Below are 20,078 nucleotides of genomic sequence, written 5' to 3'. Positions count from 1 at the left end.
ACATGGGGGCGAACCGGACGCCGGTGATTTCGCGAAGGTCGGGAGCCGCGAGCACATCATGATCATTTCCAGCCGAAGTCCTGTGTCCACAGCGGTCCGCCGGATCCGGAGGCCTTGCCGACGCCGATGGCGCGCAGGTCGCAGTTCAGGATGTTGGCGCGGTGTCCCGGGCTGTCCATCCATCCCTTCATCACGGCCGCGGCGGTCGAGTAGCCCTTCGCGATGTTCTCCGCGCCGGGGCTGGGGTAGCCGGCGTCCTCCATCCGCTTCCACGGGCTGTCGCCGTTGCGCGACGTGTGGTCGAAGTAGCCGTTGGCCGCCATGTCGGCGGAGTGTCTGCGGGCCGCGGTGACGAGCCGCTGGTCGACGTGCAGCGGCCTGCAGCCCGCCTTGGCGCGCTCGGCGTTGGTGAGCGACACCACGGCCGCCTCCGTGCCGGACGACCCCGCCGAGCCTCCGGGCGAGCGGGCGCCCTCGCCCGGCGCCCTGCCGGTCTCGGACGGCGCGCCGGGCTCGGACGGCACGTCCGGCGCGCCGCCGGGCGCGCGCATCGTCTTCAGCGGCGGGGTCGGCACGGCCGCGTTCGGGGCGGGGGCGCCGCCCGTGGGCGCCTTGCCGCCGCCCGCGGTGCCCGTCCCGGGCCCGGACCCGGTCGACGGGTCGCTCTGCGGCCCTGGTTCGACGATGTCGGGGGTTCGCGCCTCGGGCCCGGCCGCGGTGGTCGGCTCCGAGCGCAGTTCCGGCAGCAGCAGCCGGTCGATCCCGACGCCGACGCCGATGGCGAGGGCGGACGCGGTGACGGCCACGATGATGCTGCGCCGCGTCCGCCCGCCTCCCTTGCCTTGAGGTCGGCGACCGCCGCCCTGGGGCGGGCGGCCTTGCGAGTGCCGGCCGCCGCTCTGCGGCTTCCGGCGGTCGTCATGCGGTGTGCGACGGCCGGACGGCGGCCCTGTGCGGGACGCGTCGCGCCGAGGGCCCCTGGCCACGAGTTCGTCACGGTAAGGGGGCGTGCGGTGGCGGGAGGCGTCAGGGGATGCGGCGCCGGGCTGCCCGATGTACCCGGGCTGGCGGCGTCCGGCGGGATCGCCTGGTCTGCGGGGAGTGGACAGCGGGGGCTCCCGGGTGCGGGCCGGCTCATGCCGGCGTGGACCGGTCGCCCGGCACAATATCCCGGTATTCACCCCCTGTTACCAAGATCGCCCAAAAAAGATCAATACAACTACTAGGCGTAACTCGTCCGCCGCTGACCGTTCCGTTCCGGGCCGATCGGACGGGGCCGCGCGACGGCCGCGGAACCGCCGCGAGGCCGCCGGGCGCGGGCCGTTTTGACCCTTGGGTGCGCGGCCGAGTATCCTGCCTGTTTGTTGTGTGCGTCGTGCCCGCCGACGGCGGGCTGGAGACGACGCGACGACGTGTTCGGTGTGCCCCAGGAGTGTTCGCGTCAGGCGACGCGGGCGCCGGTCCGGGCCCCGGCATCCCGGAGCGCCAGGTCGGACGATCCTCTGATCGGCGCGAGCAGGATTTCCGCTGACGGCGCTCGCCCGTGAGGGCGGGCGAGGATCGAAACCGCCTGTAAGTCGACGAGAAACGAAGGCCTACGACCGTGCGCACGTACACCCCTAAGCCCGCTGACGTCCAGCGTCAGTGGTACGTCATCGACGCGACCGATGTCGTGCTTGGCCGTCTCGCCAGTCAGGTCGCGCAGCTGCTCCGGGGTAAGCACAAGCCGATCTTCGCCCCGCATCTCGACACCGGTGACTTCGTCGTCATCGTGAACGCCGAGAAGGTGGCGCTGTCCGGCAACAAGCTGGAGCAGAAGCGCGCCTACCGGCACTCCGGCTACCCGGGCGGCCTCCGCTCGGTGACCTACGCCGACCTGCTGGCCAAGCACCCCGAGCGGGCCGTCGAGAAGGCGATCAAGGGCATGCTGCCCAAGAACTCCCTCGGCCGGAAGATGTTCGGCAAGGTGAAGGTCTACGCCGGGCCGGACCACCCGCACCAGGCGCAGAAGCCGGTCCCGTTCGAGATCACCCAGATCAGCCAGATCAAGAAGTGACGCCCGCGCACGCCGACGCGGCGTGCGCACCCCGAAATAGCGGCCGCCGGGGCACCCGTGAGACGGGCCAGCCGCCCTGGCTAGAACACCGAGGAGAACCGTGGACGAGACCACCGAGCCGGCCGTCGAGGCCGAGTCGTTCGAGGACGCGCCGTCCGAGTACACCACCGAGACCCCCGAGGCCGCGGGCGAGGGCCTGCTCGGCCAGCCCATCGCGACGGGCCCCGCGGCCGGCACCGGCCGCCGCAAGCAGGCCATCGCGCGGGTCCGCATCGTCCCCGGCAGCGGCCAGTGGAAGATCAACGGCCGCACCCTGGACCAGTACTTCCCGAACAAGGTCCACCAGCAGATCGTGAACGAGCCGTTCGTGCTGCTGGGCCTTGAGGGCCAGTTCGACGTGCTCGCGCGCGTGAACGGCGGCGGCACCACCGGGCAGGCCGGCGCGCTGCGCCTCGGCATCTCCCGCGCGCTGCAGTTCGGCAACATCGAGCACCGCCCGGCGCTGAAGAAGGCCGGCTTCCTCACCCGCGACGCGCGGGTGCCGGAGCGCAAGAAGGCCGGTCTCAAGAAGGCCCGCAAGGCCCCGCAGTACAGCAAGCGCTGATCGACGGAACGAGCCGTCGCACCCCGTGGCTTTCCCGCGCCCGGCCCGCATGGCCGGGCGCGACGGGTGCGGCGGCTCGCCCGCGTCCGCACCACTCCGTGCCCGGTGCCCACTAGATTTGACGCGCGGAGCGGGCCGGGCGCGACCCCCAGGCTCCCGTCCGCGCGGTCTTTCGTCATATCGGGAGTTGAACTGTGGCTCGTCTTTTCGGGACTGATGGCGTGCGAGGGCTCGCCAACCGCGACCTGACCGCCCCGCTCGTCATGGACCTGTCCGTCGCGGCGGCGCGGGTGCTGGGCGAGCAGGGCGCGTTCAAGGGGCACCGGCCGCTGGCGGTGGTCGGGCGCGATCCGCGGGCGTCCGGCGAGTTCCTGGAGGCGGCCGTGGTGGCGGGCCTCGCGAGTTCCGGGGTGGACGTGCTGCGCCTCGGCGTCCTGCCGACGCCCGCCGTCGCGCATCTGACGCACCAGCTGGACGCCGACCTCGGCGTGATGCTGTCGGCGTCGCACAACCCGGCCCCCGACAACGGGATCAAGTTCTTCGACCGCAGCGGCCACAAGCTCCCCGACGAGCTCGAGGACCGCATCGAGGCGCGGCTCGGCGAGGTGTGGGACCCGCCGACCGGCGCCGGAGTCGGGCGCGTCCGCGAGGCGCATGGCGCGGTCGAGCAGTACGTCGCGCACCTGCTGTCGACCGTCCCGGTGTCGCTGGACGGCCTGCGCGTCGTGATCGACTGCGCGAACGGCGCGTCCAGCGACGTGGCGCCCGAGGCGCTGCGCCGCGCGGGCGCCGAGGTGATCACGATCGGCACGGCCCCGGACGGGCTGAACATCAACTCGGGCTGCGGTTCCACGCATCTGGAGGCGCTGCAGCAGGCCGTCCGGGAGCACGGCGCGGACGCGGGCATCGCCAACGACGGCGACGCCGACCGGTGCCTCGCCGTGACCGCGTCCGGCGAGATCGTGGACGGCGACCAGATCATGGCGATCCTGGCGCTTGACCTGCGGGAGGCGGGCGCGCTGGCCGCCGACACCGTCGTCGCGACCGTGATGTCGAACCTCGGGTTCAAGCTCGCGATGCGCGAGGCCGGGATCACCGTGGTGGAGACGGCGGTCGGCGACCGGTACGTCCTGGAGGCGATGAAGGAGGGCGGGTTCGGCTTCGGCGGCGAGCAGTCCGGCCACGTGATCATGCTGGACCACGCGACGACCGGCGACGGCGTCCTGACGGGCCTGCACCTGCTCGCCGCGATGATCCGCCGCGGCCGTCCCCTGGACGAGCTGACGAAGGTGATGACGCGGCTGCCGCAGGTGCTCATCAACGTCAGGGACGTCGACAAGAACCAAGCGAAGACGTCACCCGAGCTGGCCGCGGCCGTGTCCGCCGCCGAGGCCGACCTCGGCGAGACGGGACGCGTCCTGATCCGGCCGAGCGGCACCGAGCCGATGGTCCGCGTGATGGTCGAGGCGGCGTCGGAGTCGCAGGCCCAGTCGGTCGCCGAGCATTTGGCGGGCGTCGTGAAGACCGCCCTGGCCTAGCACCTTCCGAGGAAGGTCTGGAGGGCGTCGTGGTCGGCGCGGGTTATGGGGAGTGAGTACTTCTTCGCGACGGCGATGTAGGTGACGCCGTAGGTGCACTGGAACGCCTTCTGGGGCTTCCACTCGCCGGGGCCGGAGTCGCTCTTCTGCTGGTTGGGCACGCCCCACACGGCCAGCAGGTTGCCGTGGTCGTTGGCGAACCGTTCGCGCCGGTCCTCGGTCCAGCGGGACGCGCCCATCCGCCAGGCGAGCGCGAGCGGGTAGACGTGGTCGATCTGCACCTCGGCGGCGTCCCGCTTGGCGAAGGCGATCTCCTTGCCGGTGTAGGGGTCGCGGAGGCGGCCGGACAGGACGACGCACCGGCCCCTCTTCTGGACCGCCGTCAGGTCGCGGGCGAGGACGTCGTTGCGCTGGTCGCAGCCGTTGCGGTCGACGTCCTTCCAGCGGGTGCCGAACCTGTCGCGCTCGTAGCCGCCGCCGTCGCGCTCGGACGCGATCCGCAGCCCGGACAGGTCCCGGCGGGCCCGCGCCTCGTCGCCGCCCGCGCCCTTCGGCGGCGGGGAGCCGGGCTCGGAGAGGCCGACGTCGGCGTCGCAGGCCGCCGTCGCCAGCGGGACGGCGAGCGCGATGCCTGCCAGCGCCGTCCGTCCGGCCGCCCGCGTCATGACCTCACCGTCCTGGTTTTACCTACTTTTACCCATATTGGACGATCAAAGCGTAGGGCCCGGTCCCGGTCACGTCCGCGCGCCGAGTAAGGCAGCATGTGCCTGTGCTTCATCTCAGAGCGATCGTCCCGTCCGACCGGACCGACGCGGTCTGCGAGGCGCTCGCGGACTGCCCCGGAGCCACCAACGTCGTCGTCCTCCCGGGCGCCGCCAGGTCCCCGCGCGGCGACCTGGTGACCAGCGACATCGCCCGCGAGTCCGCCAACGAGATCCTGGACGCGCTGCGCCGCCTCGACGTCGACCGGGACGGGTCCATCTCGCTCGACCAGGTCGACCTGACGCTCTCGGACAAGGCCGACGAGGCGATGGAGCGCGCCCCCGGCCACGGCGACGACGCCGTCATCTGGGAGGAGCTCGACCAGACGGTCAGCGAGGGGACGGCCCTGACCTGGTCGTTCGTCGCGTTCCTCGCGCTCGCCACCCAGCTGGCCGGGATCGCGGCGCTGATCGACTCGCCGATCCTGGTGGTCGGCGCGATGGTGCTCGGGCCGGAGTTCGGCGCCGTCGCGGCGATCTGCTACGGGCTCCTCCGGCTCCAGCCGCGGCGGATCGTGGACGCGGTCCGGGCGCTGACCGTCGGGTTCGCCGTCGCGATCGTCATCACCTACGTGTGCGCGCTGGTCAGCCGGTGGATCGGCGTGATCGAGCTGGACCGGCTGCCCGACCAGCGCCCGGCCACCGCGTTCATCTACAGCCCGGACCGCTGGTCGTTCATCGTCGCGCTGCTCGCCGGGGCCGCCGGGGTGCTGTCGCTCACCGCGGGCAAGTCGTCGGCGCTGGTCGGGGTGTTCATCTCCGTCACCACCGTGCCCGCCGCCGGGAACCTCGCGGTCGCGATGGCGCTGCGGCACGGCAGCGAGATCACCGGGTCGCTGCTGCAGCTCGCCGTCAACTTCGCGGGCATGATCATCGCGGGCACGCTGACGCTGCTCGTCCAGCGGGTGCTGTGGGCGGCCGTCCTGCGCGGGCAGGACAGAAGGGTCGCCCGCAGGCGAACTTAGGTCGATCCGGAATCTGGCCGAAAGGCTGAGGCACATCGCTCTTTAGGCTGACGTGACGCGCCGTGCCAGCCACTAGGTTCGTATTCATGCCGATCATCGCCACCCAGGGCCTGACGATGAGGTTCCCCCGGGTGACCGCCCTGGACGACCTGTCCGTGGCCGTCGAGCCGGGCGTCGTCGGGCTGGTCGGCGCCAACGGCGCCGGCAAGTCGACGCTCATCAAGATCCTGCTCGGGCTGATGCCCCCCTCGTCCGGCACCGCGACCGTGCTCGGCCTCGACATCGCCCGCGAGGGTCTGCGGATCCGCGAGAGCGTCGGGTTCATGCCCGAGTACGAGTGCCTCCCGCCGGACGTGTCCGCGACGGAGTTCGTCGTCCACATGGCCAGAATGTGCGGGCTGCCGCCGACCGCCGCCCGCGAACGCGCCGCCGACACGCTCCGGCACGTCGGCCTGTACGAGGAGCGCTACCGCCCCATCGGCGGCTACTCCACCGGGATGCGCCAGCGGGTGAAGCTCGCGCAGGCCCTCGTCCACGACCCGAAGCTGATCTTCCTGGACGAGCCCACCAACGGCCTCGACCCGGCCGGACGCGACGAGATGCTCGACCTCATCCGCCGGATCGGCGCCGAGTTCGGGATCAGCGTCCTCGTCACGTCCCACCTGCTCGGCGAGCTGGAGCGGGTCTGCGACCACGTGGTCATCATCGACGGCGGGAAGCTGCTGCGCTCCCAGGCCGTCGAGGCGTACACGACCGCGAGCGGCGTCCTCACCGTCGAGGTGGACGAGGGACGCGACCAGCTCGGGCAGCGCCTGCACGACCAGGGCGCCACCGTCCATCCGGAGGGCCGGTTCCTCGTCGTCGACATCGCGGGCGAGACGACCTACGACCTGGTCCGCGACGGCGTCGCCGACCTCGGGCTGCGGCTGATCCGGATGGAGCAGCGCCGCCACCACATCGAAGAGGTCTTCCAGACCGGGCCCGAGCCGCCGGGGCCGCCCGGCGTGCCGCCCGCCGCCGGGACCGTGCCGCAGGAGGTGTCCCGGTGAGCACGAGCACGATCCACGACATCGGGTACCGGCACTACGAGGGGCGCCGCAACGGCCGCTCCTACGTGCTGCGGTCCCTGTACGTCCACAACCTGCGCGCCGCGTTCGGCCTCGGCCGTCCCGTGCGGGCGAAGATCATGCCGTTCGTGCTGGGCGCGCTCATGCTGCTGCCCGCCGCCGGGTCGGTCGCGGCGTTCGCGTTCACCAACGAGGAGGACGCGCTGATCCCGTACTCCGAGTACGCGGATCTGATGCAGGTCATCGTGGCGATCTTCCTGGCCACGCAGGCGCCGGTGCTGGCCTCGCGGGAGGTGCGCTTCCACGTCATCCCGCTGTACTTCTCCCGCCCGGTCGGCCATCTCGACTTCGTCGTGGCCAAGGCCGGGGCGATGGTGACCGCGCTGTTCGCGCTGCTGGCGGTGCCCATCACCGTCCTGTACGTCGGCGGGCTGGTCACCAAGGCGCCCGACTCGGGGGAGCAGCTCCTCGAATACCTCGGCGGGCTCGTCGGCTGCGTCCTGTACGCGCTGGTCCTCGCCGCGATCGGGATGGTGGTCGCGGCCTTCACGCCGCGGCGCGGCTTCGGCGTCGCCGCCGTCATCGCCGCCTACATGATCCCCACCGCCGTCGCGGGCGCCGTCCAGGGCATCGCCGAGGCGGAGACGAACTTCACCCTCCAGGGCTGGATCGGGCTGCTGGCGCCGTTCAACCTGGTCGACATCGTCGAGGTCCGGCTGCTCGGCGCCGACTCCGCGTCGCCCGGCATCGCGCCCGGCATCACCGGCGGCGTGGTCGCGCTGGCGGTGTGCGCCGTCCTCGTCCTCGGCTCGATCGCGGTCCTTTACCGCCGGTTCCGGAAGGCGGGCCTGTCGTGACTGAGTTGGTTCTGGACAAGGTGTCGCGCTGGTACGGCAACGTCGTCGCCGTCAACGGCGTGTCGATGAAGGTCGGGCCGGGCGTCACCGGGCTGCTCGGGCCGAACGGCGCCGGCAAGTCGACGCTCATCCACATGATGGGCGGGTTCCTGCAGGCGTCGTCCGGGTCCGTCACGCTGGACGGGACGCCGCTCTGGCAGAACCCCGGCGTCTACCGCCATCTCGGCCTCGTCCCGGAGCGGGAGTCGGCGTACGACTTCCTCACCGGCGGGCAGTTCATCACCGCGATGGCGAAGCTGCACAAGCTGCCCGACCCGGCCGCCGCCGCGCGCCGCGCCATCGGCCTGGTCGAGATGGACTACGCCGCCGACCGGCAGATCGGCAACTACTCCAAGGGCATGAAGCAGCGCATCAAGATGGCGTCCGCGCTGGTGCACGACCCGCCCGTGCTGCTGCTGGACGAGCCGTTCAACGGCATGGACCCGCGGCAGCGGCTCCAGCTCATGGACCTCATCCGCCGGATGGCCGACGAGGGCCGCACGATCCTGTTCTCCTCGCACATCCTGGAGGAGGTCGAGCGGCTCGCCACCCACATCGAGGTGATCGTCGCGGGGCGGCACGCCGCGTCCGGCGACTTCCGCAAGATCCGGCGGCTGATGACCGACCGGCCGCACATCTTCCTCGTCCGCTCGTCCGACGACCGGCGGCTCGCCGCCGCGCTCATCGCGGACGGCTCGGCCCGCAGCGTCCAGCTCACCGAGAAGGGCCTGCAGATCGAGGCGGTCGACTTCCAGCGCTTCACCTGGCTGCTGCCGCAGGTCTCGCGGGACGCGGACGTGCGGCTGTGGGAGGTCTCCCCGTCGGACGAGTCCCTGGAAAGCGTCTTCTCCTACCTGGTGGCCCGATGAACTCCACGATCGCGATGATCACGTTCCGGTCGATGCTCGGCCGCAAGCGTGCGCTGCTCCTGCTCGGGCTGCCGCTGATCCTGCTCGTGCTGGCGGCGATCCTGCGGGCGACCGGCAACAACGACCTGGACGTGTCCGCGGGCGTCCTGCAGCAGTTCGGCCTCGCGACACTGCTGCCGCTGCTCGCGCTGATCGCCGGCACGGGTGTGATCGGGCCGGAGATCGACGACGGCCAGATCATGTACGTGCTGACGAAGCCGATCCCGCGCGAGGTGATCGTGCTGACCAAGCTGGCCGTCGCGATCGTCCTGGTGACGGTGTTCGCGGTCGTCCCGACGCTGCTCGCCGGGCTGGTGCTGATCGGCACGACCGCGGAGGTGACGCCCGCGTTCACCGTCGGCGTCCTGGTCGGCGGCGTCGCCTACAGCGCGGTGTTCGTCGCGCTCGGCGTCGCGAGCCGCAACGCCGCCACGATCGGCCTGCTGTACGCGCTGGTGTGGGAGTCGCTGCTCGGCAGCTTCGCGCCGGGCGCCAAGTCGGCGTCCATCCAGCAGTGGTCCCTGTCGGTCACGGACGCGCTCACCAGCGCCTCGCCGGTCGAGTCGTCCGTCAACCTGACCGTGGCGATCACGCTGCTGATCGTGGTCACGGCGGTGGCGGCGTTCCTGGCGGCGTTCCGCCTCCGCTCCCTCACGGTCGCCAGCGCCGACTGAGCGCGGAGGCCGGCCGGTCAGCGCGCCTCGTAGGGGCCCGTGACGACGGTGATCACGGGATGGCCGTCCAGTTCCCGGGGGACGCTCCGCTCCACCGGCTCGCTCGTGACGTGGACGCGGATCACGTCCGTTCCGTCCTCCCGGCGGGCGTGGTCGAGCGCCGCGACGCCGTCGATCGCGAGGATCCGCTCCCGGTGCCGCGATATCGCCTCCTCGACGGGGGAGGCGTCCCCGACGGGGGAGTCCGGGGCGGGCGGCGGGTCGAACGGCACCGCCGCCGCCTCGGGAGAGCCCTGCGGGCTCCGGAACCTGCGCGGTTCTCGATCCTTACGTCAGGCCGCGCCGCGGCCCGCGCCACGGCGCGTGACGCGACACGTGTTACAACGGGCTGGAGGGTTCGATCGTCCAGCAGGGAGTGTGCTCATGTCAGTCTCGCGCCGTCGGCTCCTGGCCGGGACGGGCGCGGTGGGGGCGGGGATCGCCTTCAGCGGCGCCGTCGAGCAGCTGTTCGCGGGGGACGCCGGCGCCGTGCCGGTCGGCGGCCGCGACGGGTACGGGCCGCTGGTGCCCGACCCGAAGGGCGTGCTGGACCTGCCGCGCGGCTTCCAGTACACGGTCCTGTCGCGGGAGGGGGAGCCGCTGCGGTCGGGGGAGGGGCCGGTGCCGAGCCATGCCGACGGCATGTCGGCGTTCCCCGGTTCTGGGGGCCGGGCCTGGCTCGTCCGGAACCATGAGAACCGGCCGGACGCCGAGCACCGCGTCCCGCCGGTCAAGGGCGTCACCTACGACCCCGCGGGCCTCGGCGGCTGCACGGCGCTGGAGGTCGACCGCGCCGGACGGGTGCACGCCGAACGCGTCGCCATCGCCGGGACGGCGGTGAACTGCGCGGGCGGCCCCACGCCCTGGAACACCTGGCTGACCTGCGAGGAGACCGAGGACAAGGCGGGCACCGGCGACTACGCCAAGGACCACGGGTTCATCTTCGAGGTCGACCCGCACCGGCCGGACCGGACCGTCCCGGAGCCGCTGGCCGCGATGGGACGGTTCCAGCACGAGGCGGTCGCCGTCGACCCGCGCGACGGCGCCGTGTACGAGACCGAGGACGCGTTCGAGAAGCCGTTCGGCCTGTTCTACCGGTTCCTCCCGAAGAAGCCGAAGGGCGGGGCCGGGAGCCTGCGGGCGGGCGGACGGCTTGAGGCGCTGCGCGTCCCCGACGTCCCCGACCTGTCCGTCGTGCAGAAGCCCGGCACGGTGTTCGACCGCGTCGAGTGGCTTCCGGTGCCCGACCCGCTCGCCAAGGAGACGCCCATCCGGTTCCAGGACTTCGGGCCCGGCGGCGTCACGCACGCGCAGAAGCTGGAGGGCTGCTACTGGGGCGGCGACCGCGTCTACTTCGTGTCGAGCTACGCCCGTAAGAAGGAGGGGTCGGGCGCCGACCATTTCGGGCAGGTGTGGTCGTACGAGCCGTCCCGTGGCCGGCTCACCCTGGTGATCGTGTTCGGCCCGGACACCGACGTGGAGGCGCCGGGCGAGTCGCCGGACAACATCTGCCTCGCCCCGCAGGGCGGCCTGATGGTCTGCGAGGACGGAGGCGGCGCGCAGCACGTCTACGGCGTGACCCGCCAGCGCAAGGTGTATCCGATGGCCCGCAACAGGCAGAACATCGGCACGGACGACAAGCCCGAATGGGGCGAGTTCGCAGGCGTCACGTTCTCCCGCGACCGTCAGACGACCATGTTCGTGAACGTCTACGACCCGGGCACGACCTTCGCGATCACCGGCCCCTGGGACCGCCGCTAGCGTCAGCCGTCAGCCGTCAGCCGTCAGCCGTCAGCCGTCAGCCGGCGCGGTCCCGGCCGAGCCTGCCCGCCGCCACCGACGACGCCAGGACCTCGCAGATCAGCCGGACGCCGAGCAGGCTCGTCACGTCCGACTGGTCCTTCAGGAACGTGTTGATCCCGGAGAAGTGCGGCAGCTCGCCGCGCTGGAAGGTGGACGCCAGTTCCTCGTCCTTGATCGAGTCCGCCGGGGGCTTCGGTCAGATGCGGCGCAGGCGGACGCGCTGGACGGCGTGCTCGCGGTCCTTGTGGAGGACGAGCGTGGCGCGGGCGCGGGTCGGGAGGATGTTGGAGACGAGGTTGATCTCGTTGACGTCCCGCCAGACGCGCTGGGCGAACGCGGCGGTCTCGTCCTCGTCCAGCTCGATCGCGTACTTGTGGAAGTAGGAGCGCGGGTCGGTGAACGCGGTGCGGCGCAGCGCGAACAGCCGGTCGACGTACCACTGCCGGATGTCCTCGACCCGGGCGTCGACGTAGATGGAGAAGTCGAAGAAGTCGGACACGCCGAGCGCGCCGGGCGGCGGGGCCTGCAGCACGTTCAGCCCCTCGACGATCAGGATGTCGGGCCGCCGGACGGTCTGCGCCGCGCCGGGCATGATGTCGTACTCCAAGTGCGAGTACACAGGGATCGACGCCTCGTCCGCGCCCGACTTGATCGACGAGACGAACCGGACGAGGGCGCGCCGGTCGTACGACTCGGGGAAGCCCTTGCGGTCCATGATCCCGCGCTCGGACAGGACGGCGTTCGGGTAGAGGAAGCTGTCGGTGGTGACCAGCTCGACGGTCGGGTGCTCGGGCCACCGGGCGAGCAGCGTGCGCAGCAGCCGGGACGTGGTGGACTTGCCGACCGCGACGCTGCCCGCGACGCCGATGATGAACGGGGTCGGCTGGACCTCGCCGCCGAGGAAGCCGCTGACGGTGTCGCGGAGCCGTCCGTCCGACAGGAAGAACAGGTTCAGTAACCGCGACAGCGGGAGGTACACCTCCTCGACCTCCGCGATGTCGATCGGGTCCTTGAGGCCGCGCAGCGCGTCCAGTTCGCCGGGCGTGAGGGGCAGCGGCGTGTTCTCGCGCAGGCCCCGCCAGGCGTCCCGGGAGAGTTGCACGTAGGGGCTCGGCACGCTGTCCCATCCGGTCGTCATGGCTGAACAGTAACCGGGCGGTCAGCCGGTCACGGCGTTTTCACCGGTCGTCCACGTTAGCGTCATCCGACTACGCCACTTGCGGTAGGCCCTGGTCGGGGCACCGAATAGAGTGGCCGCCATGTGCGGAATCGTGGGGTACGTAGGCGGCCGTCCGGCGCTCGACGTGGTCGTGGAGGGCCTGGCGCGGCTGGAGTACCGCGGCTACGACTCGGCCGGGGTGGCCGTGCTGGCCGACGGGAAGCTGGCGACGGCGAAGCGCGCGGGCAAGCTCGTGAACCTGCGGGGCGCGCTGGCCGAGGAGCCGCCGCCCGCCGGGACGCTCGGGATGGGGCACACGCGGTGGGCGACGCACGGCCCGCCGAACGACCGGAACGCGCACCCGCACGTCGACTGCACCGGCTCCGTCGCGGTGATCCACAACGGGATCATCGAGAACTTCGCCGAGCTGCGGGCGGAGCTGGAGGAGGCCGGGCACGGGCTGGCGTCCGACACCGACACCGAGGCGGTCGCGCACCTGCTGGAGGACGAGCTGAAGGCGGTCGGCGGCCTCAACGGCGCGGGCGGCGGGCTCAACGGCGCGGGCGGCGGGCTCGCGGAGGCGATGCGCCGCGTCTGCCGCCGGCTGGACGGCGCGTTCACGCTGGTCGCGGTGCACACCGGCGACCCTGACCTGGTGGTCGGCGCCCGCCGGAACTCGCCGCTGGTCGTCGGGGTCGGCGACGGCGAGAACTTCCTCGCCAGCGACGTCGCCGCGTTCATCGCGCACACCCGCGACGCGATCGAGCTGGGGCAGGACCAGGTCGTCGAGCTGCGCGCAGGCGGGGTGACGATCACCGACTTCGACGGGCGCCCCGCCGAGGTGCAGGAGTACCACGTCGACTGGGACGTGTCCGCCGCGGAAAAAGGCGGCTACGACTACTTCATGCTCAAGGAGATCGCCGAGCAGCCGCGGGCGGTCGCCGACACCCTGCTCGGCCGGATCGGCGCCGACGGCCGCCTCCGCCTGGACGAGATGCGCATCCCCGACCGCGAGCTCCGCGAGGTCGACAAGATCATCATCGTGGCCTGCGGGACGTCCTACCACGCCGGGCTGATCGCCAAGTACGCGATCGAGCACTGGGCGGGGCTGCCGTGCGAGGTGGAGCTGGCCAGCGAGTTCCGCTACCGCGACCCGATCCTGTCCCCGGCGACGCTGGTCATCGCGATCTCCCAGTCGGGCGAGACGATGGACGCGCTGATGGCCGTCCGGCACGCCCGCGAGCAGAAGGCGAAGCTCCTCGGGATCTGCAACGTCAACGGCTCGACGCTGCCGCGCGAGTGCGACGGCGTCCTGTACACGCACGCGGGGCCGGAGATCGCGGTCGCGTCCACGAAGGCTTTTCTGACGCAGCTCGTCGCCGTCTACCTCATCGCCCTCTACATCGCGCAGGTGCGCGGCACCAAGTGGGGGGACGAGGTGTTCGCGATGGTGCAGCTCCTGGAGCGGATGCCGGAGAAGGTCGCGAAGGTCCTGGAGACGATGGAGCCCGTCCGGGAACTGGCCCGGTCGCTGGCCGGCGAGCGGTGCGTGCTGTTCCTCGGCCGCCACGTCGGCTTCCCGGTCGCGCTGGAGGGCGCGCTCAAGCTCAAGGAACTCGCGTACATGCACGCGGAGGGCTTCGCGGCGGGCGAGCTGAAGCACGGCCCGATCGCGCTGATCGAGGAGGGCCTGCCGGTCGTGGTGATCGTGCCGCCGCGGGCGCGGGACGTCCTGCACGACAAGATCGTGTCGAACATCCAGGAGATCCGGGCCCGCGGTGCCCGGACGCTTGTGATCGCCGAGGAGGGCGACGAGTCGGTCGTCCCGTACGCGGACACGCTGATCGGCGTCCCGGCCGTCCCGACGCTGCTGCAGCCGCTGGTCACGACCGTCCCGCTGCAGGTCTTCGCGTGCGAGCTGGCCACGGCGAAGGGCCACGACGTCGACCAGCCGCGCAACCTCGCCAAGTCCGTCACGGTCGAGTAGGCGCGAACGGCGGGCGAACAGCGCGGATTGCCCGGAACCTTTCGGTGCCGGGTCGCGTCCCACGAAGATCGGGACCGGCCGGTGTCGGGAGGACGACGGGTGGCAGGACACGGCGACATCGGGAACGGCGACCTCGTAGACCGCCGATACCCCGACGAACACGACGACCACGATCACGACGGTCATGGCGAGTTCGGGATCGAGGCGCGCGGCGTGACGCGGAGCTTCGGCTCCGTGCAGGCCCTCGGCGGGCTCGACCTCACCGTCCCGTACGGGCAGGTCACGGCGCTGGTCGGGCCGAACGGCGCGGGCAAGACGACGCTGCTGCTCATCCTCGCGACGCTGCTGGCGCCCGACGCCGGCCTGGTGCGGATCGCGGGGCACGACGTGCGGCAGCGTCCGGCGAAGGCCCGCGACGCGCTCGGCTGGATGCCGGACACGTTCGGCGTGTACGACCAGCTCACCGTGGACGAGTACCTCGCGTTCTTCGCCGACGCCTACGGGCTGCCGAAGGAGGAGCGCCCGCGCCGGGTCCGGGCGCTGCTCAGCCTCGTCCACCTGGAGGACCGGCTCGGGCAGCCCGTCCACGCGCTGTCGCGCGGGCAGAAGCAGCGGCTCGGGCTGGCCCGCGCGCTGGTGCACCGCCCCCGCGTCCTCCTCCTGGACGAGCCCGCGTCCGGCCTCGACCCCCGCTCCCGGATCGAGCTGCGCGACCTGCTGCGGTCGCTGGCGGCGGACGGCGTCGCCGTGCTGGTGTCGAGCCACATCCTCAGCGAGCTGGAGGAGATCGCCGACCGGGTCGTCCTGGTCGACAACGGGCGGACGGCCGGCGACCACGCGATGGCGGACCTCACCGGCGTGGAGGCCCGCGTCCGGTGGCGGATCCGGTCGCTCGCCCCCGACCTGCTGGCCGAGACCCTCGCCCGCGTCCTCGACGGGCGCGTTCACGACGGGCAGGGGGGCCTCGAACCCGCCGCCGGCCTGCCGGGCGGCTCAGAGGTCGGCCCGCTCACCGAGGCCGAGGCCGCCGCGCTGCTGGCCGAGCTGGTCGCCGCGGACGTCCCCGTCACCGGCCTCGCGCCCGCCGGCAGCGCGCTCGAGTCGGCCTACCTCGCGATGACCGAGAACCGGAGGTGACGCGGCCATGACCGCACACGGCATCGGCCTGATGGCCCGGCAGGAGATCAGGACCCGCCTGCGGACGGGCCGCTGGAAGACGCTGCTGGCCGTCTGGTTCGTGATCGTGAACGGGCTCGGGCTGCTGCTGCGGCTGGCGCTGGAGGCCGACGACGCCGAGGATTTCGGCGACGCGGGCGTGCCGATGTTCGGCGGCGTCCTGCTCGGGGTGCTGGTGCTGACGCTGCTGGTCACCCCGGCGCTCGGCGGCCAGTCGATCAACGGCGACCGGGAGCGCGGGACGCTCGCCACCCTCCAGGTCACCCGGCTCACGCCCGGCGACATCGCGGTCGGCAAGCTCGCCGCCGCCTGGGGGACGGGCCTGCTGACGCTGCTGCTCACGCTGCCGTGCGTGCTCTGGCCGGTGGCCGAGGGCGCGGTCGGCATCGGACGCGCCGCGGTCGTCCTGCTGGTCATCGCGCTGCTGATCGGCGCGGTCTGCGCGGTGTCGCAGGCGTGGTCGGCGCTGCTCGCGCGGAGCGTCACCTCCGTCCTGATGTCGTACCTGACGGTGTTCGGGCTGCTGGCGGGCACGATGCTGCTGTACATGATCGGGGTCCCGCTGACGTCCGAGCAGGTGGACCACGGCGATCACGTGCACACCAAGGAGCACACCGAACGGGTCTGGTGGCTGCTCGCCCCGAACCCGGTCGTGGTGCTCGCGGACGCCGCGCCGCGGCTGCCCAAGCGGGAGGTCGTGATCGACGGCAGGGTGTACGAGCGGGCGCCGTCGTCCGACCCGCTCGGCGATCTCAGCCGCGAGGTACGCGACATCCGCGAGGGCGACGACGGCGACGATGTCGTTGCCTACAGTTCCGCCGGAACGCACACGTACGGCGGGCACAACAGATCCGACAAGGACGACGAGAAGTCTGTCTGGCAGTACGGACTCCTCTTTCACCTGGCCCTCGCCGGCGGTTCCGTCACCCTCACCGCGGCCCGTCTGAGAACCCCCCTTCACCGTGTGCCACGCGGCGTTCGCGTGGCGTGAGAATCGGGGACGCGGGGCGTGCGAATCGGGAATGCGCACGCCGTTGTGCGCAATTCTCCGACACTGAGAGAATCTCAGTAAAGTGAAATTTGCAGAGACCCTTTCGGGGGTGCTTTCAGGGACGGTCGAAACGGCCGTCCCGTACGCCCCGGACGAACTCCCGCCATTCAGCGGGGTCGAACGCGAGGCGAGTCTCGGCGTCCTCGGTGTCCCGTACGGATATCGCGCCCGCGTCGAGGCGTGCGACCTCGACACATGTGGTGGTGGCGCATCGGGAGCTCCTTCTCCATCGGGCGGGCGGTGTCCCATGGACCAAACTCATTCCGGCTCCTGCCTCGAAAGGTTGCATTGCCCGCGGCCGCGCTGCCGGTGCCAAGCACAAGGTAACAAGATCACAAAAAACTGCTGATCACACCCGGGTCAGGACGGTGCTCCTGTGGCCGGCGGGCTGAGGAAGGAGCAAAGTTTCCCGTGTGACGGCTACGAGCCGAGTCCCGTGCGGACCCGGCTCGTTCGCTGCGCTGCCCCGCCGCGCCCTCGTGAGGCGCCGGACGGGGCTCATTCACACGTCATCGGCCCAAATCGAATTCGCCCTTCTTGGCTCGTTCGACGAACACCCGCCACTCTCCCTGGGAGAACGACAGGACCGGGCTCTGCGTGCCGTACTTGGCGTCGCGCGCACCAATGAAATCGGACGAACCGACCATTGAGGCGACTTCGACGCATGTGTTGCTCGCCCCGCAGTGGGCGCTTCTCCTCCATTGTGGAGCAGGAGTGGCGAAACGGGACACTCGGTGCCTTTCACAAGGATTGAGCCGCTTTGCGGACCCTCACCATGCATCCCTGGCCTCGATGATTCGCCGCCGCGACTCGGCGGCGTCGAGAGCCTGGTCGGCCAGGCTTTTATAGGCAAGCCTGTACATATAAGTGACAGCCTCATCCGCAAAGTGGCTGATCGTGAGCGATTCGGTGTGCACGATATCAGGGAATACGATGTCGTGCACCGGTGAGAATTGCAGCAGGATAAAGGACTCGGCCAACACCGAGTGTGCCGTGTTCAAAGGCAGTATCCGCACCGTCACGTTCGGAAGCTCGGTCATCCGGAAGAGATGTTCGAGCTGCTCGCGCATGACCTTCTGGTCGCCGATCCGGCGCTGCAGAACCGCCTCGTCGAGAACCGCCGAGAGTTCCAGCGGATGCGCGCGGTTCAGCACCTCCCGGCGCCGCATTCGCACGTCCAGGCGGCGTTCCAGTTCCTGCGGGGGCAGGGTGGCCAGGTCGCTCCAGCCGCCGATCACATTCCGCGCGTAGCTCTCGGTCTGCAGGAGGCCGGGGAACACGGTGCTGCCCCATTCCCGCACGGCCGTGGCCTCGGACTCCAGCGCGATGAAGTCGGCCAGCGAGCTCGGCAGGTCGCGGTATTCCTCCCACCATCCGCGCCGTGCCGCGTCGTTCGCCAGCGCGATCAGGTCGTCGCGGCGCGAGCCCTCGATCTCGTACAGGTCGAGGAGCCGCAGCACATCGCCGATCTTCGCGCCGGTCCGCGCGTTCTCGATGCGCGAGACTTTCGCGGTGGACCAGGTCAGCCGGTCGGCGACGTCGTCCCCGGTGAGTCCCTGCCGCTCGCGGAGCCGGCGGAGTTCCGCGGCCAGCCGCCGCTGCCGGACGGAGGGACCTCGGGAAGTGCTCATTGCTCGGGCCTCTCCAGTCCCTGCGGACTGATCTGGGCGCATTCTGCCGCACCCGCGTGCGGCAATGCGAATACATCGGACCGGATGTGGAAGATTCTACGGCCGATCATTCTTGGCCGCACATGACACCGAAAGTTGCACCGCAAGGTACTAATGCCCTCGCCGCGAGGTTGTGGAAAGCGATCGCGTGGCACCCTGAGGGAATGATCGACGAGTGTGTGATCTACGTGGGGAGCCGCGGATGAGGTACGCGCACGAGGTCGGCAAGGTGCGGGCGGCGGAGGCGGCGCTGATGGCCCGGCTTCCGGACGGCGCCCTGATGCAGCGCGCCGCCGCCGGCCTGGCGTCGGTGTGCGCGCGCGTCCTGCCCGCCGTGTACGGGTCGCGTGTCGTCCTGCTCGTCGGCGGCGGCGACAACGGCGGCGACGCCCTCTACGCGGGCGCGCGGCTCGCCCGGCGCGGCGCCCGCGTCCGGGTCGTTCAGGCGGGTTCCAAGATCCATGAGCAGGGGCTGGCGTCCCTGCGCCTCGCGGGCGGCCGGCTCCTCCAGGACGGCGAGACCGCCGCCGCCATCGCCGGGGCCGACCTGATCATCGACGGGCTGACCGGCATCGGCGGGACGGGCGGCCTCCGCGAACCCCACGCCCGCCACGCCGCGCTCGCCTCCGGGTCCGCGGGCCTCGTCGTGGCCTGCGACGTCCCGAGCGGCGTCGACGCGAGCACCGGCCAGGTCGAAGGGGCCGCGGTCGAGGCCGACGTCACCGTCACCTTCGGGACGCACAAGCCGGGCCTCTTGATCGATCCGGGCGCGTCCTACTGCGGCGTGGTCGAACTGGTCGACATCGGGCTCGGCCCCGACCTGCCCGACCCGGACGTCGTCGCGCCCCGCCCGGCGGACGTCCGGCCGCCCGAGCCCGGCCCCGAGTCCGACAAGTACCGCCGCGGCGTCGTCGGCATCCTCGCGGGCGGCGACGCGTTCACCGGCGCGGCCGTGCTCAGCGCGGGCGGCGCGGTGCACGGCGGCGCCGGGATGGTCCGCTTCGCGTCCGTCGCCCGGCCTGTTGAGCTCGTCCGGCAGCGCTGGCCCGAGGCCGTCACCACGGTGATCGACCCGGGTCCGCACGAGCCGAAGGTCCTCGAACGCGTCGGGCGCGTCCAGGCGTGGGTCGTCGGCCCCGGGCTCGGCACCGGCGACGCCGCCGAGTCGCTGCTGGAGGCCGTCCTCACCACCGACCTGCCCGCGCTCGTGGACGCCGACGGCCTCACCGTCCTGTCCCGCCGCCGCGACCTCCTCGCCCGCGCCGCGCCGACCGTCCTCACGCCCCACGCGGGCGAGCTGGCCCGCCTCGTCGGCGGCGACCGCGACGCCGTCGAGGCCGCCCGGCTCGACCACGTCCGGCGGGCCGCCGCCGAGCTGTCCGCGACCGTCCTGCTCAAGGGGTCCACCACGCTGGTCGCCGAGCAGGACCGTCCCGTCCGCGTGAACCCGACCGGCACCCCGCGCCTCGCCACCGCCGGGACGGGCGACGTCCTGTCCGGCCTCATCGGCGCCCTGCTGGCCGGGGGCCTGCCCGCCATGGACGCGGCCGCCGCCGGCGCCTACCTCCACGGCCTGGCCGCGCGCCTGGCCGCCGCCCCGTCCCCGGGCGCCGAGGCCCCCATCACCGCCTATGACGTGATCCGCTCCCTCCCCGCCGCGTTCCGCGCCGTCCAGGGCGGTGGCCCGGCTTGAACCCGGGGTCGGGCAATGGCGTCTTATTGGA

20 protein-coding genes are annotated in these 20,078 nt (G+C 71.8%); 13 read left to right on the top strand and 7 right to left on the bottom strand.

Annotated features, from left to right (window positions below):
- Positions 1–62 precede the first annotated feature (62 nt).
- Complete coding sequence (locus ACH35V_RS20615; RefSeq protein ID WP_395974439.1) at positions 63–806, bottom strand: CAP domain-containing protein; 744 nt, start codon at positions 804–806, stop codon at positions 63–65.
- A gap of 797 nt (positions 807–1,603) precedes the next feature.
- Between ACH35V_RS20615 and rplM the strand changes: the two genes are divergently transcribed.
- The 3 genes from rplM to glmM all read left to right on the top strand — a co-directional run bounded on the left by rplM (position 1,604) and on the right by glmM (position 4,198).
- On the top strand, positions 1,604–2,056 hold the full coding sequence (rplM, locus tag ACH35V_RS20610; protein ID WP_131963127.1) for a 50S ribosomal protein L13: 453 nt from the start codon (positions 1,604–1,606) through the stop codon (positions 2,054–2,056).
- 100 nt (positions 2,057–2,156) lie between these two features.
- The gene (rpsI, locus tag ACH35V_RS20605) at positions 2,157–2,660 is read left to right on the top strand and encodes a 30S ribosomal protein S9 (protein WP_395974437.1); all 504 of its coding nucleotides are present in this window, start codon (positions 2,157–2,159) and stop codon (positions 2,658–2,660) included.
- A 194-nt stretch (positions 2,661–2,854) separates the two neighbouring features.
- On the top strand, positions 2,855–4,198 hold the full coding sequence (glmM, locus tag ACH35V_RS20600; protein ID WP_395974435.1) for a phosphoglucosamine mutase: 1,344 nt from the start codon (positions 2,855–2,857) through the stop codon (positions 4,196–4,198).
- Here the strand turns inward: glmM and ACH35V_RS20595 are convergent.
- Positions 4,195–4,863: an HNH endonuclease family protein gene (locus tag ACH35V_RS20595; protein ID WP_395974433.1), complete on the bottom strand. Its 669-nt coding sequence runs from the start codon at positions 4,861–4,863 to the stop codon at positions 4,195–4,197. The genes glmM and ACH35V_RS20595 overlap by 4 nt on opposite strands.
- 104 nt (positions 4,864–4,967) lie before the next feature.
- On the opposite strand from ACH35V_RS20595, the gene ACH35V_RS20590 reads away from it, so the two are divergent.
- The 5 genes from ACH35V_RS20590 (at position 4,968) to ACH35V_RS20570 (ending at position 9,469) form a co-directional block, all read left to right on the top strand.
- Positions 4,968–5,924: a DUF389 domain-containing protein gene (locus ACH35V_RS20590; protein WP_395974431.1), complete on the top strand. Its 957-nt coding sequence runs from the start codon at positions 4,968–4,970 to the stop codon at positions 5,922–5,924.
- 86 nt (positions 5,925–6,010) lie between these two features.
- Positions 6,011–6,973, top strand: coding sequence for an ABC transporter ATP-binding protein (locus ACH35V_RS20585; RefSeq protein ID WP_395974429.1), 963 nt, complete (start codon positions 6,011–6,013; stop codon positions 6,971–6,973).
- Complete coding sequence (locus tag ACH35V_RS20580) at positions 6,970–7,848, top strand: ABC transporter permease (RefSeq protein ID WP_395974427.1); 879 nt, start codon at positions 6,970–6,972, stop codon at positions 7,846–7,848. Before ACH35V_RS20585 ends, ACH35V_RS20580 begins: the two co-directional genes overlap by 4 nt.
- The gene (locus tag ACH35V_RS20575; RefSeq protein ID WP_395974425.1) at positions 7,845–8,756 is read left to right on the top strand and encodes an ABC transporter ATP-binding protein; all 912 of its coding nucleotides are present in this window, start codon (positions 7,845–7,847) and stop codon (positions 8,754–8,756) included. Before ACH35V_RS20580 ends, ACH35V_RS20575 begins: the two co-directional genes overlap by 4 nt.
- Positions 8,753–9,469 (top strand): ABC transporter permease, encoded by a 717-nt coding sequence (locus ACH35V_RS20570; protein ID WP_395974424.1) that lies wholly within the window; start codon positions 8,753–8,755, stop codon positions 9,467–9,469. The genes ACH35V_RS20575 and ACH35V_RS20570 overlap by 4 nt, the downstream gene beginning before the upstream one ends.
- A gap of 17 nt (positions 9,470–9,486) precedes the next feature.
- Here ACH35V_RS20570 and ACH35V_RS20565 read toward each other — a convergent pair whose 3' ends face one another.
- Positions 9,487–9,741, bottom strand: coding sequence for a hypothetical protein (locus tag ACH35V_RS20565; protein WP_395974423.1), 255 nt, complete (start codon positions 9,739–9,741; stop codon positions 9,487–9,489).
- Between the two features lie 151 nt (positions 9,742–9,892).
- On the opposite strand from ACH35V_RS20565, the gene ACH35V_RS20560 reads away from it, so the two are divergent.
- Positions 9,893–11,269, top strand: a complete 1,377-nt coding sequence (locus ACH35V_RS20560; protein ID WP_395974422.1) for an alkaline phosphatase PhoX — start codon at positions 9,893–9,895, stop codon at positions 11,267–11,269.
- Positions 11,270–11,507: 238 nt separating this feature from the next.
- Here the strand turns inward: ACH35V_RS20560 and coaA are convergent, their stop codons facing one another.
- A complete protein-coding gene (coaA, locus tag ACH35V_RS20555; RefSeq protein WP_395974421.1) occupies positions 11,508–12,449 on the bottom strand; it encodes a type I pantothenate kinase in 942 nt (313 codons plus the stop codon).
- A 121-nt stretch (positions 12,450–12,570) separates the two neighbouring features.
- Here coaA and glmS point away from each other — a divergent pair, with 121 nt between their 5' ends.
- The 3 genes from glmS (at position 12,571) to ACH35V_RS20540 (ending at position 16,624) form a co-directional block, all read left to right on the top strand.
- Complete coding sequence (gene glmS / locus ACH35V_RS20550) at positions 12,571–14,457, top strand: glutamine--fructose-6-phosphate transaminase (isomerizing) (protein WP_395974420.1); 1,887 nt, start codon at positions 12,571–12,573, stop codon at positions 14,455–14,457.
- 99 nt (positions 14,458–14,556) lie between these two features.
- Entirely contained in the window at positions 14,557–15,594 is a 1,038-nt protein-coding gene (locus tag ACH35V_RS20545; protein WP_395974418.1) for an ABC transporter ATP-binding protein, read from the top strand.
- Between the two features lie 7 nt (positions 15,595–15,601).
- Positions 15,602–16,624 carry an ABC transporter permease gene (locus ACH35V_RS20540; RefSeq protein WP_395974417.1) on the top strand — a complete coding sequence of 341 codons (1,023 nt, stop codon included), beginning with the start codon at positions 15,602–15,604 and terminating at the stop codon, positions 16,622–16,624.
- Positions 16,625–16,739: 115 nt separating this feature from the next.
- Here ACH35V_RS20540 and ACH35V_RS20535 read toward each other — a convergent pair whose 3' ends face one another.
- From ACH35V_RS20535 to ACH35V_RS20525, 3 genes are all read right to left on the bottom strand, one after another.
- The gene (locus tag ACH35V_RS20535; RefSeq protein WP_395974415.1) at positions 16,740–16,946 is read right to left on the bottom strand and encodes a DUF397 domain-containing protein; all 207 of its coding nucleotides are present in this window, start codon (positions 16,944–16,946) and stop codon (positions 16,740–16,742) included.
- A gap of 247 nt (positions 16,947–17,193) precedes the next feature.
- Complete coding sequence (locus tag ACH35V_RS20530; protein WP_395974413.1) at positions 17,194–17,415, bottom strand: DUF397 domain-containing protein; 222 nt, start codon at positions 17,413–17,415, stop codon at positions 17,194–17,196.
- Positions 17,416–17,454: 39 nt separating this feature from the next.
- Positions 17,455–18,315, bottom strand: a complete 861-nt coding sequence (locus ACH35V_RS20525) for a helix-turn-helix domain-containing protein (RefSeq protein ID WP_395974411.1) — start codon at positions 18,313–18,315, stop codon at positions 17,455–17,457.
- A gap of 241 nt (positions 18,316–18,556) precedes the next feature.
- On the opposite strand from ACH35V_RS20525, the gene ACH35V_RS20520 reads away from it, so the two are divergent.
- Positions 18,557–20,047, top strand: a complete 1,491-nt coding sequence (locus tag ACH35V_RS20520; RefSeq protein WP_395974409.1) for an NAD(P)H-hydrate dehydratase — start codon at positions 18,557–18,559, stop codon at positions 20,045–20,047.
- The last annotated feature ends 31 nt before the right edge of the window (positions 20,048–20,078 follow it).

This window comes from Actinomadura sp. 1N219 (genome assembly GCF_044326405.1).
In the GTDB taxonomy this organism is placed as follows: Bacteria; Actinomycetota; Actinomycetes; order Streptosporangiales; family Streptosporangiaceae; genus Spirillospora.
This window is presented reverse-complemented; position numbering and strand designations above follow the sequence as displayed.